This window comes from Paenibacillus sp. FSL R7-0179, assembly GCF_038002265.1.
GTDB lineage: Bacteria > Bacillota > Bacilli > Paenibacillales > Paenibacillaceae > Paenibacillus_AQ.
On sequence record NZ_JBBOCC010000001.1, the window covers coordinates 2468534 to 2486529 of the forward strand.

General features: G+C 55.9%; 15 protein-coding genes. All 15 read left to right on the plus strand.

The window, feature by feature from the left end; all coding sequences use genetic code 11:
* Nucleotides 1–226: 226 nt before the first annotated feature.
* The 15 genes from nifB to MKX63_RS11055 all read left to right on the plus strand — a co-directional run bounded on the left by nifB (nt 227) and on the right by MKX63_RS11055 (nt 17994).
* Complete coding sequence (gene nifB, locus MKX63_RS10985; protein WP_341017041.1) at nt 227–1594, plus strand: nitrogenase cofactor biosynthesis protein NifB; 1368 nt, start codon at nt 227–229, stop codon at nt 1592–1594.
* 6 nt (nt 1595–1600) lie between these two features.
* Nucleotides 1601–2467, plus strand: coding sequence for a nitrogenase iron protein (gene nifH, locus MKX63_RS10990; RefSeq protein WP_036695744.1), 867 nt, complete (start codon nt 1601–1603; stop codon nt 2465–2467).
* 33 nt (nt 2468–2500) lie between these two features.
* Nucleotides 2501–3958, plus strand: a complete 1458-nt coding sequence (nifD, locus tag MKX63_RS10995) for a nitrogenase molybdenum-iron protein alpha chain (protein WP_341017042.1) — start codon at nt 2501–2503, stop codon at nt 3956–3958.
* Nucleotides 3955–5514: a nitrogenase molybdenum-iron protein subunit beta gene (gene nifK, locus MKX63_RS11000; RefSeq protein ID WP_341017044.1), complete on the plus strand. Its 1560-nt coding sequence runs from the start codon at nt 3955–3957 to the stop codon at nt 5512–5514. Before nifD ends, nifK begins: the two co-directional genes overlap by 4 nt.
* Before the next feature lie 214 nt (nt 5515–5728).
* On the plus strand, nt 5729–7093 hold the full coding sequence (nifE, locus tag MKX63_RS11005; protein ID WP_341017045.1) for a nitrogenase iron-molybdenum cofactor biosynthesis protein NifE: 1365 nt from the start codon (nt 5729–5731) through the stop codon (nt 7091–7093).
* Nucleotides 7083–8411 (plus strand): nitrogenase iron-molybdenum cofactor biosynthesis protein NifN, encoded by a 1329-nt coding sequence (gene nifN, locus MKX63_RS11010; RefSeq protein ID WP_341017046.1) that lies wholly within the window; start codon nt 7083–7085, stop codon nt 8409–8411. Before nifE ends, nifN begins: the two co-directional genes overlap by 11 nt.
* Entirely contained in the window at nt 8386–8796 is a 411-nt protein-coding gene (gene nifX, locus MKX63_RS11015) for a nitrogen fixation protein NifX (protein ID WP_341017048.1), read from the plus strand. Before nifN ends, nifX begins: the two co-directional genes overlap by 26 nt.
* Nucleotides 8780–9346 carry a DUF269 domain-containing protein gene (locus MKX63_RS11020; protein ID WP_341017050.1) on the plus strand — a complete coding sequence of 189 codons (567 nt, stop codon included), beginning with the start codon at nt 8780–8782 and terminating at the stop codon, nt 9344–9346. Before nifX ends, MKX63_RS11020 begins: the two co-directional genes overlap by 17 nt.
* A 34-nt stretch (nt 9347–9380) precedes the next feature.
* Nucleotides 9381–10133 (plus strand): HesA/MoeB/ThiF family protein, encoded by a 753-nt coding sequence (locus tag MKX63_RS11025; RefSeq protein ID WP_341017052.1) that lies wholly within the window; start codon nt 9381–9383, stop codon nt 10131–10133.
* The gene (locus MKX63_RS11030; RefSeq protein WP_341017054.1) at nt 10130–11272 is read left to right on the plus strand and encodes a homocitrate synthase/isopropylmalate synthase family protein; all 1143 of its coding nucleotides are present in this window, start codon (nt 10130–10132) and stop codon (nt 11270–11272) included. The genes MKX63_RS11025 and MKX63_RS11030 overlap by 4 nt, the downstream gene beginning before the upstream one ends.
* A gap of 265 nt (nt 11273–11537) precedes the next feature.
* Nucleotides 11538–12308, plus strand: a complete 771-nt coding sequence (locus tag MKX63_RS11035; protein ID WP_341017055.1) for a Cof-type HAD-IIB family hydrolase — start codon at nt 11538–11540, stop codon at nt 12306–12308.
* A 247-nt stretch (nt 12309–12555) separates the two neighbouring features.
* Nucleotides 12556–14262, plus strand: a complete 1707-nt coding sequence (locus tag MKX63_RS11040; protein ID WP_341017056.1) for a glycoside hydrolase family 13 protein — start codon at nt 12556–12558, stop codon at nt 14260–14262.
* A 292-nt stretch (nt 14263–14554) separates the two neighbouring features.
* Complete coding sequence (locus MKX63_RS11045) at nt 14555–15292, plus strand: class I SAM-dependent methyltransferase (protein ID WP_341017057.1); 738 nt, start codon at nt 14555–14557, stop codon at nt 15290–15292.
* A gap of 41 nt (nt 15293–15333) precedes the next feature.
* A complete protein-coding gene (locus tag MKX63_RS11050) occupies nt 15334–16329 on the plus strand; it encodes an MBL fold metallo-hydrolase (RefSeq protein WP_341017059.1) in 996 nt (331 codons plus the stop codon).
* A gap of 1080 nt (nt 16330–17409) precedes the next feature.
* Nucleotides 17410–17994 carry a TetR/AcrR family transcriptional regulator gene (locus MKX63_RS11055; protein WP_341017060.1) on the plus strand — a complete coding sequence of 195 codons (585 nt, stop codon included), beginning with the start codon at nt 17410–17412 and terminating at the stop codon, nt 17992–17994.
* The last annotated feature ends 2 nt before the right edge of the window (nt 17995–17996 follow it).

Consider the following 17996-nt stretch of genomic DNA (forward strand, 5'->3'; position numbering starts at 1 on the left):
AAAATATGATGAGATTAAATAAAGCGGCCAAGTAAGTTAAGTGTTAGATAAAATAACATTAACCAAATCAAAGGCTGTTTGAACCGTCGTATAGGAAAAAAGTAGATTTGCGAAGTGGTTTCAAGGAGCAAATGCTCCGTAAAACTTAAGTTAATGCTTCCGAAGCGAGTTTTGTATGTAGAATGCGCAGAGAAGCCTAGCTTACAAAACTTTTAGGAGGTGGGAAATGATGCAGCCGTCATGTCTATCAAGTGAAGCGGAGGAGGAGATTAGCCGCCACCCTTGCTACAGCGAGGAGGCTCACCGGTTTTATGCCAGGATGCACATCCCGGTTGCTCCCGCCTGTAACATCCAGTGCAATTACTGTAACCGCAAGTTCGACTGTGTGAATGAGAGCAGGCCGGGCGTGGTCAGTGAGGTGCTTACTCCAGAGCAGGCGGAACGCAAGGTGCGGGGAGTTGCCGCCCAATTGATGCAGCTCTCAGTGGTGGGTGTGGCCGGACCCGGAGATCCGCTGGCGAACCCGGAGCAGACCTTCGATACCTTCGCCCGGGTCAGGAAGCATGTGCCTGATGTCTCCCTCTGTCTCAGCACTAACGGACTCACGCTGTACCGGTATGTGGATGAGATTATGGAGCTGGGCATCCGCCATGTCACGATCACCATCAACGCCATCGACCCTGATGTCGGCCAGGCGATTTATCCCTGGGTGTTCGACGAAGGGGTCCGGTACGAAGGCAGAGAGGCAGCCGAGCTGCTGATCAGCCGTCAATTACTGGGACTGGAAATGCTGGCGAAGCTGGGGATTCTGGTCAAAGTAAATTCCATTATGATTCCGGGAGTTAACGATCATCATCTGACTGCAGTGTCAGCACGGGTAAAAGAGCTCGGGGCCACACTGCACAATGTAACACCTCTTATTATCGCACCGGGCAGCCAGTATGAAGCGGATGGCCGCAAGGCGCCCCGTCCGAAGGAACTGCTTAACCTGCAGGAGCAGCTGGGCCGCGACGGGATGAAGGTTATGCGCCACTGCCGGCAATGCCGGGCCGATGCGATCGGGCTGCTGGGCCAGGATCGCAATCAGGATTTCCCGCTGGAAGCGATGGAGGCCGAGCCGGTCATTAATGAAGAAGCCCGGGCGATGTTCCAGAGTGAGCTGGACACCAAGATCCGCGAGCGTGTCTTAGCCAAACAGGCCAGACGCATTCAGGCCGGAGGGCCGAAGACACGGGTTGCGGTTGCCACCAGAGGCGGCGACAAGGTGAATCAGCATTTCGGTCATGCCACCGAGTTCCTGGTCTACGACACCGACGGAACGGATGTACAGCTCCTGGGTGTCCGCAAGATTCAAGCCTATTGCCATGGCAAGGCCGATTGTAACGGTGACAAAGCAGCTACGCTGCAAGAAATTATATCGATTCTAAGTGACTGTCGCATTCTTCTCTGCTCCGGCATCGGCGAGGCCCCAAGGGCCAGCCTGAACAAAATCGGTGTCCTGCCTCTTGTCCGCAAAGGCGGCATTCAGGAAGCCATTCTCGAAAGCGTGAAGTACAGCTCTTATTTTGAAAATATAAACATTTCGAAGGGATGATGAACAATGAGACAAATAGCGTTCTACGGTAAAGGCGGTATCGGTAAATCGACAACTTCACAAAACACCCTGGCTCAGCTGGCCACCAAATTCGAACAAAGAGTCATGATCGTAGGCTGTGACCCGAAGGCGGATTCCACCCGTCTGATCCTGAATACCAAAGCCCAGAACTCTGTGCTGGAGCTGGCGGCTGAGCTTGGCTCCGTAGAGGACCTTGAGCTTGAGGATGTACTGCAGACAGGCTTCGGCGACATTATTAACGTAGAGTGCGGCGGACCGGAACCGGGGGTAGGCTGCGCAGGACGCGGGATTATTACTGCGATCAACTTCCTGGAGCAGGAGGGGGCGTATCAGGATCTGGATTTCGTCTCCTATGACGTACTGGGTGACGTGGTATGCGGCGGATTCGCCATGCCGATCCGTGAGGGCAAGGCCCAGGAGATCTATATCGTCTGCTCCGGGGAGATGATGGCGATGTATGCAGCCAATAATATCGCCCGCGGTATCCTGAAATATGCGACCAGCGGCGGTGTAAGACTCGGCGGCCTGATCTGTAACAGCCGGAATACTGACCGTGAGGATGAGCTGATTATGGAGCTGGCCCGCCGCCTGAACACACAAATGATTCACTTTGTTCCCCGCGACAACATCGTTCAGCATGCCGAGCTGCGCAGAATGACCGTAGCCCAATATAATCCTGAGCACCAGCAGGCGAAAGAATATGAAATCCTGGCCGAGAAAATCCTCAATAACAAAATGCTGACCATCCCTACCCCGATCTCGATGGAAGAGCTGGAAGAGCTGCTGATGGAATTCGGCATCATTGAAGATGAAGAAGCTGCGATCAAGAAGCTGCAGGCTTCCGGGCAATAAGCTCTGAGGCGCAGAGAAAAGGAGGGTCAAATCATGGGACTGAATATTGAAGAGAATCAGAAGCTGGTTGAGGAGATTCTGGAAGCCTATCCCAAAAAGGCGCGGAAGGACCGCGAGAAGCATTTTCAGGTGGCGGATGAAAAGGCCATTGATTGCAGCACCTGTGCGGTGAAGTCCAATATCAAATCCCGTCCGGGTGTGATGACCCCGCGCGGCTGCGCCTATGCCGGCTCCAAAGGGGTGGTCTGGGGTCCGATCAAGGATATGGTCCATATCAGTCACGGGCCGGTGGGCTGCGGACAGTATAGCTGGGGCTCACGCCGTAACTTTGCGAACGGGACGCTTGGCATCGATAACTTTACAGCGATGCAGATTACCAGTGATTTTCAGGAGACGGATATCGTGTTCGGCGGGGATAAGAAGCTGGCTGTCATTATGCGTGAGATTACCGAGATGTTCCCGCTGGCTAAGGGGATCTCTGTCCAGTCGGAATGTCCGGTCGGTCTGATCGGCGATGATATCGAAGCGGTGTCGAAGAAGATGTCCAAGGAACTGGAAATGCCGATTGTTCCGGTACGCTGCGAAGGCTTCCGCGGGGTCAGCCAGTCGCTGGGCCATCATATTGCGAACGATGCGATCCGTGACTTCGTGATGGGCCGTGCCGAGCTGGCGGAGACCGGTCCCTACGATGTGAATATCATCGGCGACTATAACATTGGCGGCGACGCCTGGGCCTCCCGTATCCTGCTGGAGGAGATGGGCCTGCGCGTTATTGCCCAGTGGTCCGGTGACGGCTCTCTGAACGAGCTGGAGGTAGCCCACAAGGCGAAGCTGAACCTGATCCACTGCCACCGCTCCATGAACTATATGGTGGACCATATGGAGAAGGCCTACGGCATCCCCTGGCTGGAATACAATTTCTTCGGGCCTACGAAGACGTATGAGAGCCTGCGGGCGATTGCAGCGCTTTTCGATGCTACGATTCAGGAGAACTGCGAGCAGATGATCGCCAGATACAAGCCGGTTATGGATGCAGTAATCCGCAAATACAGACCGCGCCTGGAAAATAAAACCGTCATGCTGATGATCGGGGGCCTGCGTTCCCGCCATACCATCGGAGCTTATGAAGATCTGGGGATGGATATCGTAGCCTCCGGTTATGAATTCGCCCACAAGGATGACTATGAGAAGATGCTCCCGATGCTTGCCGAGGGAACCATTGTCATGGATGATCCCACAGCTTACGAGCTGGAAGAAATTACGAAGAAGATGAACATTGATCTGGTAGGCTCAGGCGTGAAGGAGAAATATGTCTATCACAAGATGGGTGTGCCGTTCCGTCAGATGCATTCCTGGGATTATAGCGGCCCGTATCACGGCTTCGACGGCTTTAAGGTGTTTGCGAAGGATATGGATATGACTGTGAACAGCCCGGTATGGGATCTGGTGAGCAGAAAAGGAACAATGGAGCCGAAGGAGGCGGGCGTATGAGCAGGGATGAACTGAACATTAAAGATAATACCAGCTTGTTCAAAGAAGAGCGTTATGTGCAGCAGCGGGAGAACAAGAAGCAGTTCGAAGCGCCCTGCAGCGAGCAGGAGACCGCCGAAGCACTCGCGTACTCCAAGTCTGCCGAATATATGGAGAAGAATTTCAGCCGCCAGAATGTGGTGATCAATCCCCATAAAGCGTGCCAGCCGCTGGGTTCGGTGATGGCCGCACTCGGATTCGAGAAGACGCTGCCGTTCGTACACGGATCGCAGGGCTGCAACGCCTACTTCCGCAGCCATCTCAGCCGCCACTTCAAGGAGCCTACGCCGTCCGTGTCCACGTCCATGACAGAGGATGCAGCCGTATTCGGCGGGATGAACAACCTGATTGACGGTCTGGAGAACAGTGTCGCCTTGTACAAACCGGAGATGGTTGCGATCTGTACCACCTGTATGGCTGAGGTCATCGGGGATGACCTGAACTCTTTTATCGGCAATGCCCGCATTAAAGGGGTGATCAGTGAGGAATATCCGGTTGCCTACTGCAACACGCCGAGCTTCGTCGGCTCACATATCACTGGCTACGATGCCATGATCAAGGGTATCCTGAGCTACCTCTACACCCGTTCGGGTATAGAGAGCAAGCCGGGAAGCGGCGAGGAGAGCGGAGAGAAGCTGAATGTGATGCTGGGCTTTGAGCCGTACACCGGCAACTTTGCAGAGCTGCGCAAGATTCTGGGAGCCTTCGATACCAAGTACACCATACTTGGAGACCACAGCGGGAACTACGATTCACCGGCAACCGGAGAGTATGAATACTACTACGGCGGCACGAAGCTGGCGGATGTTCCGCAGGCAGCCAATGCGCTTGCAACCCTGTCCCTGCAAAAGTATACGCTGAAGAAGACCCAGGAATATATCAGCGGTACCTGGAACCAGCAGCTGGCCGCATTATCCACACCGCTGGGCATTAAGGGCACAGATACTCTGCTGGCTACGATCAGTGAGCTGACCGGCCTGCCGGTTCCAGCAACGCTTACGGAAGAACGCGGCCGTGTCGTGGATGCGCTGATGGACAGTCATCCTTACCTGCATGGCAAGCGGGTAGCGCTGGTAGGCGACCCGGATCTGCTTATTGGTCTGATCGGGTTCTGCCTGGAGACCGGGATGGAGCCGGTGCATATTATCTGCTCGAATGGTGATGTGGACTTCAATGAAGTGAAGTTCAAGGACGAGGCCGAAGCGTTGCTGGCAGCAAGTCCGTATGGCACCGAAGCTACTGTGCATGTCGGCAAAGACCTGTGGCATATGCGCTCGCTGCTGCTGAATGACAAGGTGGATCTGGCGATTGGCAGCTCCCATCTGAAATTTGCCGCCAAGGATGCGGAGGTGCCGCTGGTGCGGGTCGGCTTCCCGATCTTCGACCGCCATCACATGCACCGTTATCCGATTATAGGGTATCAGGGAACACTCAATCTGCTCAGCCTGATCGTGAACACGATTCTGCAGCAGCTTGATGATCATAACTCCGGCTTTAATTTTGAGCTGGTGCGCTAGGGCTGTTTGTCTTTAGCCATTATATGAGGATGGGATTGCTAACCTGGCCTTCTCCTCCCCCCGGAATATGCAGCAGCGGTTGTTGCGGCTGCAGTTCATCCGGAAGGGGCGGCGAAGGGCCGGGATTCTTGCCATCATGGGCACCTGCCTCATCAGGGAGTGCGCAAGATTCGTGTGGAACACAAGCCTCTTAAGCGAAGGAGATGAAGAGCCAATGGACCCTTTACGGCAAGATGAATTTGATTCCCAGGCTTGCGGGAGCATGGCGCCTAAGGCGAAGCCCTGTCCAAGGCCTAAGCCGGGTGAAGCTGCTGGAGGCTGCTCCTTCGACGGAGCCCAGATCACGCTGCTGCCGATTATGGATGCTGCACATCTGGTTCATGGACCGATTGCCTGCGCCGGAAACAGCTGGGAGAGCAGAGGCACGTTATCCAGCGGCCCCTCCCTGTCCCAATACGGCTTCGCTACGGATCTTACGGATTCTGATATTATTTTTGGCGGCGAGAAGAAATTGAAGGACAGCATTGATTATATTGCCGGGCGCTTTGCGCCTCCGGCAATATTTGTATATTCAACCTGCGTGACCGCGCTGATCGGCGAAGATATGGATGCGGTCTGCAAGGAGGCGGCGGACCGGATCGGGATTCCTGTGATCCCGGTGAACAGCCCGGGCTTCGTCGGGAGCAAGAATCTCGGGAACCGGCTGGCGGGGGATGCGCTGCTGCAGTATGTCATCGGGACGGGAGAGCCGGAGCCGGAGACGGATCTCGGGGTGAATCTGATCGGGGAGTACAATATCGCCGGTGAGATGTGGGATATTGAGAAGCTGATGAACAGCGCCGGGATCGCCGTAACCTCACGGATTACGGGGGATGCCCGCTACAAGGAGATTACGTGGGCGCACCGGGCGAGAGTGAATATGGTGGTCTGCAGCCGGGCGCTGCTCGGCCTTGCCAGGGAGATGGAGTCGAGATACGGCATCCCGTATTTCGAAGGCTCGTTCTATGGTGCGAAGGAGACGACCTACTCGCTGCGCCAGATGGCCTATCTGATGAATGACCGGGAGATGGAGCGGCGTGTGGACCGGCTCACCGAGCGGGAGGAAGCCAGGTTAAGCCAGGAGCTGCGGCCTTACCGCAAGCTGCTGAGGGGGAAGCGGGCCGTACTTTATACGGGCGGGGTCAAAAGCTGGTCCGTCATCTCGGCGCTGAAGGAGCTGGGCGTTCAGGTCGTCGGGGTAGGCACGAACAAAAGCACGGAGGATGATGTGCGGCGGATTGCTGACCGTGTGGGCGATGATACGGAATACATTCCCGAGGGAGGGGCCAGCCGGATTATCAAGACGGTAAGAGAGCGCAAGGCGGATATTATGATTGCCGGGGGCCGCAATATGTATGTGGCGATGAAAGAGCAGATCCCCTTCATTGATATTAATCAGGAGCGCCACAAGGCGTATGCCGGATATGAAGGGCTGCTGCGGCTGGCCAAAGAGCTGACCTATTCACTTGCGAACCCGATCTGGAAGCTGGCGGCAAGCCCTGCTCCCTGGGATAAGGAGGCGCCGCCCTATGACCGTTAACCGGAGAAAAAAGCCCGCATCGGTCAACCCGATGAAGATCGGGCAGTCGCTGGGTGCCGTGCTGGCCTTGCAGGGCTGCTACCGGGCCATGCCGCTGATTCACGGCTCCCAGGGCTGCTCTGCTTTTCCGAAGGCGCTTCTGACCCGTCATTTCCGGGAACCGATTGCTGTGCAGACCTCGGCGCTGCAGGAGATGGATGTCATCTTCGATGCCAACCGCAATCTGGAGGAGGCGCTGAATCTGGTGCTGAGCAAGCACCGCCCGGATATTATCGGCATCATTGGAACGGAATTGACGGATGTAGCCGGAGTGGATTATCAGAACATGCTTAAGACGTATAAAAGAGAGCGGAATATGCGCGGAGGTCTCGCCTTCTCCGTGGTGCTGCCTGATTTTCGCGGATCGCTGGAATCGGGCTTCAGCTCTACGGTGGAGTCTATGATTGACGAGATGATCCAGCAGGTAGGACACCGGGGGCAAAGAAGCGTGAATACCCGGCAGATTACCCTGCTGCCGGGCTCGTTCTTAACTCCGGCCGATGTGATGGAGCTGAAGGAGATCATCTCCTCCTTCGGCTTCGAGGTGATTGCGCTGCCGGATATCTCGACCTCCTTGTCCGGCCATCTGCTTACCGGCTTCTCGCCGCTGACGCGCGGCGGGGTTCCGCTGGACTCTATGCTCCAGAGCCTGCAGTCCGGGCTGACAATTGCGGTGGGCGGCAGCATGGAGCGACCGGCCAGACGGCTGCATAATGCCATAGGTACCCCGTATAAGGTATTCGAGGGAGCGATGGGGCTTAAAGCAACCGATGAACTGCTGCATTTCCTGCATCAGATCAGCGGGGAGCCGGTACCGCTGCGGTATTGCTGGCAGCGGGAGAATCTGCTCGACAGCATGCTGGACGCTCATTTTCAATTTGCCGGAATGTCGGTTGTTGCCGCACTGGAACCGGATCATCTGCATTCGGTCTCGGGATGGCTGGAGGAGCTGGGCGTCGAGCAGAAGGCGCTGATCACTTCGTTCGAGACTCCGCTCATTGCCGGAATGGAGCGCGAGGTGTGGGTAGGCGACCTGGATGATGCCGAGGTGCTGGGCAAGGGGGCGGATCTCTGGATCAGCAATTCCCACGGGATCGCCGGGGCGAAGCGGACGGGGGCTGCGTTCATGCCAGCCGGGTTCCCGGTCTGGAATGAGCTAGGCGCGTACATGTCCGTCTCGGCCGGGTACCGGGGAGCCATGGAATGGAGTAATAAAGCAGGGAATCTGTTAATGCAAAGGGAGGCAGGCAGCCGTGAAAGTAGCGTTCGCCACAGATGATGGAAGCCGTGTGAATGCGCATTTCGGACAGAGTCCGATGTTCGCTGTATATAATGTAACGAAAGCCGGGGCCGAGCTGGTGGAGCTGCGCAGACTGTCTGCCGTACCGCACCAGGATGAAGCGGGCAAAATCGAAAGCCGCCTGGATTCCGTAGGCGACTGTACTCTGATCTTCATCATGCAGATCGGCGCATCGGCCGCTGCGCGGGTAACACGCCGGAAGATTATGCCGGTGAAGGTTCCGCTGGGCAGCCCTATCGAGGAGCAGCTGAAGCGGCTGGTTGAGATGCTTCAGGGCAAGCCGCCGATGTGGCTGGCCAAGGTGCTGCGGGCAGAGGAAGCGGAAGAGAATGAAGGAGGAGAAGCGGATGGAACCCATGGCTAATGAGAGTGCGGCGCTGCAGGGTACGGTGAATCCTGGGAATGCGGCGGTGAGGCAGCGCAGTCCCAGAGCGCGCAAGGAGCCGAATCCGGAGACCGCAGATGCCCTGATCCGGCGTCTGTGTCATCTGCTGGATGCCGGAGACTTCTTCGGACGCAACAGCAGCCTCCCACCGCTGGAGAAGATAGCGAAGCTGTTCCTGGCGTCGGCCGGGGATAAGGATCAATCGGAATTTAATTGCGCGGTGTCGCCCAAGGTCCGCCAGCAGGTGCCGCTGCTGTTCCAGGCCATGGCAGGCGTTATGGAGGAGAGAAGCGCCCTTATGATTCAGAGTACAGCGGAGATTAACGGCGAGGGCTTCGGACGGGGGCTACTCTATAGCGGCAGAGTCATTCTGGTGCTTAAGAGCCTGAGGGCCGGCTTCCCCTTCCCGTTCACTTCGGCAGAGAAGACGATTTCGTACGGGGTGGAGTGCATTGAAGAAGGAATGGCTTTTCTGGAGAAATATAAGGAGATGACTTCAGAGCACGGCCTGCTTAGCCTGGAGGGCTAGGAGTATATGAATTCAGTCACAGGGGGAGTCAGGGATGGAGCAGCTTGCCGGAGGTTTGGAGCTGGAACGGTACACCCGGCAGCTGAAGCTGCTCGGGGAAGACGGGCAGAAGGCGCTGAAGGAAGCGACGGTTATGGTAGCCGGCATCGGCGGGCTTGGCGGAACGGCTGCCCTCTATTTGGCGGCGGCTGGCGTGGGCCGGCTTATTCTGGCTCATGAGGGGGTGATTGTGGCCCCGGATCTGAACCGGCAGATTCTGATGGACAGTGAGCATCTCAGCCAGGAGCGGATGAGTACGGCGGTTGCCCGGCTGAAGCAGCTGAATCCGCATGTAGAAATTGAAGGCTATAATTCCAGAATTGAATATCCTGCGGCATGGCCTTGGGTGGAGGCAGCCGATATTGTCATCGATGCCCGCTACGACTTTCCGGAGCGTTATGCGCTGAACCGGCTATGTGTAGCTACGGATACACCGATGGTGGAGGCGGCCATGTACGGCTTTGAAATATCGCTCACGACAGTGATTCCCGGACTTACGCCTTGCCTCGAATGCCTGTATCCGGAGTTGCCGCCGCAGTGGGAGCCGCTCGGCTTCCCGGTTCTGGGCGCCACCTCCGGGATTGCCGGTTGTCTGGCAGCGCTGGAGGCCGTAAAATGGATTACAGGGGTAGGGACAACTTACGCGGGCGTAATGCATCGCTTCAGCTCACTCGACTTCGCCTGTTATAGCGTCCGTATTGCCCGTAATCCGAATTGCGCTTGCTGCGGAGAGGGAGGTAAACCGTGAAACGTCTCAAGCTATGTGACACGACACTCAGGGATGGTGAACAGGCGGCTGGAGTTTCATTCACGAGGGCGGAAAAGCTGGAAATCGCAAAGTTGCTGTCGGAGAACGGAGTAGAGCAGGCAGAGGTAGGCATTCCTGCCATGGGCAAGCATGAGCAGGAGGATATTGCCGCTGTTGCTGAGCTGGGATTGCCCATGAAGCTAATGACATGGAACCGCTCGGTCCCCGGGGATATTGACAAGGCCAAGGCTACCGGCGTGAACTGGAGCCATATCTCCATTCCGGTGTCGGAGATTCAGCTGCAGGGCAAGCTGGGGCTGACGCCCCGGGAAGGTCTGAATAAGCTGCTGCGTACCGTGGAGTACGGGCTGCGGCAGGGCATGACTGTATCGGCAGGCATGGAGGATTCCTCCAGGGCGGAGTTGAGCTTCCTGATTGAAGTGGTGAATACCTTGTACAAGGAAGGCATCCGCAGGTTCAGATATGCAGATACCGTCTCGGCCCATCATCCGGGCCAGATGGCAGAGCGGGTAAGCCGGCTGCTGGGAGAAGTGCCTGAGGATGTAGAGCTGGAGGTACACTGTCACAATGACTTCGGGCTGGCCTGCGCGAACACGCTCAGCGGCATAGCTGCCGGAGCGGTGTGGGCCAGTACGACGGTGGCCGGGATCGGCGAGAGGACCGGCAATGCGGCCATGGAGGAAGTAGCCATGGCCTGGCGCTATTTGTACGGCGGGGAATGTGCGGTCCGGCTGGAGGGGCTCCAGGGCCTCGCGGACAAGGTCATTGCCGCGTCCGGACGCAGTGTCGGCGATGCGAAGCCGGTCGTCGGGCAGCTCGCCTTCACCCATGAATCCGGGATTCATGTGGACGGGCTGATGAAGGAGCAGGAGACGTATCAGTTCTTCGATCCGGCGGTGGTCGGCCGCGTGCACCGCTATGTGCTGGGCAAGCATTCCGGCAGCGGCGGCGTGGCCCATGTGCTGGAGCAGCAGGGACTTGCGGTCAGCGCCGAGACGGCCGGCCGTCTGCTGGAGAAGGTCCGGGCCTACGCGGAGGCCCGCAAGGGCACTGTGCCGGAAGTCATGCTGCTGCAATGGCTGATGGAAGAGCAGCAGCGCGCGCAGAATGCGGTGTAGGCAACGCACTATAGATAACAAAAAGCAAAAAGAAGCGGAGGGGAAATTTGGAATTGTAGGAGCGATAGCGTTATATATATGTTGATGCTTAAGCTGGGCTGTCCTCCATGTGGAGTGCGGCGCAGCTTTTTTGGAATATCTGGGCAGATGATATCCTGGTCTGGCAGGGCGGCGGGGAGAATAGACTCCACTTTGACGGAGGATTTTGTTACAATTTGAGCAGGCTGTAAATAGGCAGAGCGTATGGAGAAGGGAAGGCATCACTTTGAAGAAAACGGTATTTTTCGATATTGACGGTACGATCTATGATGAAGACAAGAATATTCCGGCTTCCACCAGAGAAGCGATAGCGGAGCTGAAGAGACGCGGGCATCATGTAGCGATTGCTACCGGAAGAGCGGATTATATGTTCGAGGGGCTGCGCGAGGAGCTGGGGATTGACTCATATGTCTCGCTGAACGGGCAGTATGTGGTCTATGAAGGGAAGCCGGTGTACAAGAACCCGATTGCGACCAGTGTGCTGGAGGAGCTGACCTTGTTCGCGGAGAAGCTGGATCACCCTGTTGCGTATACGGATACGGCGGGCATGAGAGTGAATGTGGCCGATCATGAGTACATCAATACGAGCGTTGGTTCGCTGAAGCTGGTATTTCCGACGCATGATGCGGGGTATTTCTTGAAAAATGATATTTACCAGGCGATGATCTTCTGTCCGCAGGAGAGCCAGGTGGTATATGCCGAACGGTACCCAGAGCTGAATTTCATCCGCTGGCACCCGCTGTGTATGGATGTGCTGCCCGGCAACGGCTCCAAAGCGAACGGGATCGCAGAGATGCTGAAGGTGATCGGGGTGGAGAAGGAAGAGGTCTATGCTTTTGGCGATGGGCTGAATGATGTGGAGATGCTGGGGTATGTCGGGTATGGCATTGCCATGGGCAACGGCGAGAAGGAAGCGAAGGCTGCCGCCTCCTTCATTACGAAGTCTGTCCGTGAGGACGGCATCTTTGAAGGCTTGAAGATGGTCGGGCTGCTCTAGGCAGGAGAACGAAGGGGATGCAGCGAGTGAAGGAAGCAGGGTACCGGACCGGGTATCCTGCTTTTATGTTTTGGGGTCCCCGCAAAGTATTTGAATTCACTCCGAAGCATTACTTCACTTTGTGGGGGTATTTTGTGCGTAGAGCAGCGGAGGCTTATTGAGCATAAATTGTTATTCACTTCAGCCAGTATGGTTAAGATATATTAAATGTCTTATACAACAGGAATCAAGAGCGGAGGCGTCTGAATTGAACCCTAAATGGTGGAAAGAGAGCGTAGTCTACCAGATTTATCCGATCAGCTTCATGGACAGTAACGGCGACGGAATTGGAGATCTGCGCGGGATCTTGTCGAAGCTTGATTACTTGCAGGAGCTCGGCGTGGATGTGATCTGGGTCTGCCCGATTTATAAATCCCCGAACCATGACAATGGCTATGATATCAGCGACTACTGCGACATTATGAAGGAATTCGGCACGATGGCGGATTTCGATGAGCTGCTGCGCGAGATGCATTCCCGCGGTATGAAGCTGATGATGGACCTGGTGCTGAATCATACCTCGCATGAGCATCCGTGGTTCGTGGAATCCAGAAGCTCGAAGGACAATCCCAAGCGGGACTATTATATCTGGCGCAAAGGTAAAAACGGCGGCCCCCCGAACAACTGGGAATCCTACTTCAGCGGCTCGGTCTGGGAGCTGGACCCCCGGACGGATGAATATTATCTGCACCTGTACTCCCGGTTCCAGCCCGATCTCAACTGGGAGAATCCGGCGGTCATCGATAAGCTGCACGAGATGGTGCAGTGGTGGCTGAAGAAGGGGGTGGACGGCTTCCGCTTCGATGCCATTGCCCATATTGTGAAGGCGGAGGGCTACCCGGACGCCCTGAATCCTGGCGGTACCCCGACGGTCCGCGCCTATGACATGTTCTCGAACCTGAATCATGTGCATACCCTGCTCCAGAATCTGCACGATCAGGTGCTCTATTATTACGACATCATGACGGTAGGGGAGACCTCCGGGCTTGGGCCGGAGCAGGCGCTGGATTATGTCGGTGACGGACGCCGTGAGCTGAATATGACCTTTCAGTTCGAGCATATGAATCTGGATGCCGCCTCGCCGGGCAGCGGGAAGTGGGATGTGGTGCCCTGGAAGCTGACAGATCTCAAGGCGATCATCAGCGACTGGCAGACCGTTCTGCATAACCGGGGCTGGAACGCCAATTATCTGTGTAACCACGACCAGCCGCGCTCAGTCTCGCGGTTCGGTGATGACCTGTACTACCGGGTCCCGTCGGCGAAAATGCTCGCCACCTTCATTCATATGCTTGAGGGCACGCCGTATATTTATCAGGGCGAGGAGATCGGTATGACCAATGTAGCCTTCGAGTCGATCGATGATTACCGGGATGTGGAGACCTTGAACTATTATGAGGAAAAGCGCAACGCCGGTGTTCCCGAAGCCGACATCATGGCCGCGATTCATACCAAGAGCCGTGACAATGCCCGGACTCCAATGCAATGGGATGATGGCGAGGAAGGCGGGTTCACCACAGGTACGCCCTGGATCAGGGTCAACTCGAACTCCCGGGAGATTAACGCAGCCAGCAGCGTCAAGGACCCGAATTCCATTTACAACTATTATAAAAAGCTGATCCAGCTCCGCAAAAAACATCAGGTCATCGTCTATGGTGAATACGGCCTCTTGCTGGAGGAGCATCCCGAAATCTATGCCTATACCCGGACGCTGGAGGATCAGCGCCTGCTCGTAATTCTGAATTTCTTCGGACATGAGCCGGTCTTCGAGCTGCCGGAGGAATTCCGGCCCGCCGCGAAGCTGGAGCTGCTGATCTCCAATTATGAGCCTGCCAAGGGGGAGGATCTCCAGCAGTTGAAGCTCCGCCCTTATGAAGCGCGCGTGTATTTGCAGCGGATAGAGGCGGGTTCTGCATAACCGAAATGAGGCGAGAGTTGAGCCTGTAATAAAACCTAGAGATGTGCAGCAGTCCTGGCGGGTTACGGGGACTGCTGTTTGGTATGCGGAAAACTGAATACATATACGCCGGGAGATCATATGTTTTTTATCCGCACAGTGATCCTGTTCCTTTAATTATAAATAAATGATTATGTGTTGCAGGTCTGTGACTTCGCTGGGCTTCTACAGTAAAAGGCGGTACAATAGGCGTTATTAGAGACAGGGATAAGCCCGTGCGGTGAAGCGGAGTATGGAGGGAGTTAGAAGAGAGATGAGTGAGTGGTATGAGAAATGTTTTGGCGAGGACTATCTGATTGTATACAGACACAGGGATTTCAGCGGTGCGCGTCATGAGGTGGAGAGCATGATCCAGTGGCTTGGCCTGCCCCGTGGCGCGAAGGTGCTGGACCTCTGCTGCGGCATGGGCCGCCATTCACTGGCTCTTTCGCAGGCTGGCTATGAGGTGACGGGCGTGGATCTGTCGAAGGTGCTGCTGCGTGAGGCGCGTGCGCAGGCTGGGGCAGAGCAGGTAACCTGGCTGCAATCGGATATGCGGGAGCTTCCGCTTGCGGGCGGCTTCGATGCTGTGGTCAATTTGTTCACCTCCTTCGGGTATTTTGAAGAGGATGAGGAGCAGATTAAGGTGCTTAAGGAGATTTGCCGGATGCTGAAGCCGGGGGGCCGGTTCATCATTGATTTCCTGAACCCGGCTTACGTCATCCGCCATCTGGTGCCCCATTCGGTCCGGGAGGACGGAGATGTTCGGATTGATGAAACCCGCCGGATCGAGGAGGGGTATGTGAAAAAGGACATCCTGCTGACCTCGAAGGCCGGAAGCACTCCGGCCCGCAAGTGCCAGGAACGGGTAAAGCTCTATACGCTGGAGGATTTCCGCAGAATGCTTGACGCTGCCGGGCTGCGGCTGGATACCGTTCACGGCGGCTACGATGAAGAGGAATATAACGCTGAATCCTCGGCCCGCATGATCTTCATGGGAGGTAGACCTTAGAGATGGCATCAGGGAGAGGGCTTAGAGGAGGCGGAGGAAGGTTGAACAAGGAGATTATTCAAGCTTGGGACGGCGGAGTTCTTCAGGTATCGGTGCCAATGGGGCTGCCGCTGCGCCAGGTTAACAGCTATCTGCTGCCGGATAAGGACGGCAGGGTTACGGTCATTGATCCAGGCCCGCATACACCTGCTGCCGAGCTTGCCTGGCAGGGGGTGCTCGAGACGCTGGGCCTTACCTGGACGCAGGTGCGGGATATCGTGGTGACCCACCATCATCCCGACCACTACGGGCTGTCCGGTTGGATGCAGTCCCGCAGCGGAGCACGGGTATGGATGAGTGAGCGGGCACATGCTGAGGCCGGTCTGGCCTGGGGGGACGCGGCGATTCTGAACGAGGCGCTGCCGCTCTTTTTCCGGCGGCATGGGATGCCGGAGGAGTGGCTTGAGGGTATCCGGGAGCATCTGGATAGCTTCCTGCCCGAGGTGACCCCGCAGCCGGAGGTCACCTACATCAATGCCGCGGAGCCGTTTGTAATGGGCAGCCGGAAATGGCAGCCCATTATCACAGGCGGGCATGCGCCGGGGCATGTGTCGTTCTACCACGGCGGCAGCGGGCAGATCCTCTGCGGCGATGCTGTGCTGCCGCAGATTTCGCCCAATGTCGGCCTGCAGCCGGGCAGCGATCCGCAGCCGCTGCTGACGTTCCTGGAAGGGCTGCGGGAGCTGCGCAGCCTGCAGGTTACGCTGGCGTTCCCGGGCCACCGGGAACCGTTCCCGGGGTTCACGGCGCGGGCGGACAGCCTGCTCCGGCATCATGAGGAGCGGCTGGATACTACAGCCGCGCTGCTCGCAGGCGGACCGCAGAGCGGGTTCGCGGTCTGCGAGGGGCTGTTCCGCAGCCGGGTCGCGACAGCGCACCAGATGCGGTTTGCCATGAGCGAGGCGCTGGCCCACCTGGCCGAGCTGGTGCGCCGGGGGCGGGCGGCCGAGACGGAGGCCGGGCCTGGCGGCGGCCTGCTTTTCACGGCTGTGGAGTAAGCCTGCGCGGGGAACGTTGCAGGCTGCTGGCAGCAGATTACTAAGATACTGTAATCTGCTGCCGCTAACCAGCGGCTCATAACATGTAGCTGATCACACATGCACATAGCTCATAACACTTACAGGTAGCTCATCATACGCAACTCACGACACGTAGCCCATAACACATAGCCCATAACACGTAGCCCATAACACGTAGCTCATTACACGTAGCTCATTACACGTAGCTCATTACACGTAGCTCATTACACGTAGCTCATCACACGTAGCTCATCACACGTAGCTCATCACACGTAGCTCATCACACGTAGCTCATAACACGTAGCTCATTACACGTAGCTCATAACACGTAGCTCATCACACGCAGTTCATCACACATAGCTTAACACGTAACTCACGACACGTAGCCCACAACACGCAACTCACAGCTCACAACACGTAGCCCTAATTCAATGCTCATAATCCTCCGCTTATAACCCGCTGCTGATTCCCCACTGCGTACAACCCGCTGGCCGAAAACGGCTCATTTGCCTATTGTTGCCCTCACACTATTCTGGAAACTTCAACTACTGGAATACTTGAAAAAAATGGCTGATTTGTAGGCGAGGCTTGCAGCTTGTAAACAATACTACTCATCCTTCCTCCAAAGTTGGCTGCAAGCAGGTGGCGTGTGATGGCGTGTGATATCCAAAGGGATAAATCCCACTAATTTGGCTGAAAGTGGCGGATTGGTGGAAATGAAAGGGATAAATCCCTTTGATTCAGCTGAAAGTGGCGGATAGTCCAAAATGAAGGGGATAAATCCCTTTGATCTAGCTGAAAGTGGTAGATGGTTCGAAATGAAAGGGATAAATCCCTTTGAGCAATCTAAATGAAGAGCACAAATACACCTGAATTAGCCAAAAGTGGGCGGGAAGCGAAAATGAAGAGCACAAATACACCTGAATTAGCCAAAAGTGGGCGGGAAGCGTAAATGAAGAGCACAAGTGCACCTGAATTCTGCACGACTGTTGTTTTTTGAACAACTGTTAAATATAATAAATGCAACTATAGTGCTCAGGCGAAGGAGAGGTAAGAGGGATGGCGGTGGACAGGCGGATCGGGAAGACGCGGGAGGCTATTTTTAAGGCGTTTATTAGTCTGATGGAAGAGAAGAGCTTTGAGCAGCTTACGGTTCATGAGATTGCGGAGCGGGCCAATGTCAGCAGAGGGACTATCTATCTGCATTTTGTGGATAAGTATGATCTGCTGGATCAGTGTGTGGAGAAGGAAATGACGGAGCTGCGTGACCGCTGTATGGGCGTCCAGGAGAATCTGGATTTCACCTCTTCGGGTCCTCTGCTGCGTACTGCTGAATATGTGGAGCAGCATGCCACCGTCTTCATTACATTAATTAATAACAGCGGCATTCCTGCCTTCAGAAGCCGTCTGCATGCCATGCTGATGGAAGGACTGGCGGAGCAGATCGATATGGATGGTGTGAACCGGGGGATGAATAAGGAGATGCTGCTGCATTTTATGGCTTCGGCTGCTGTGGGCGTCATGGAATGGTGGATTACACACTCGCTGCCGATTTCGGCCAAAAAACTGATGGAGGATATCAGTATCCTCCTCGAACGCAACCAAATGGGACCGCAGCCGCTGGACGCTCTGTCCAGACAATAATC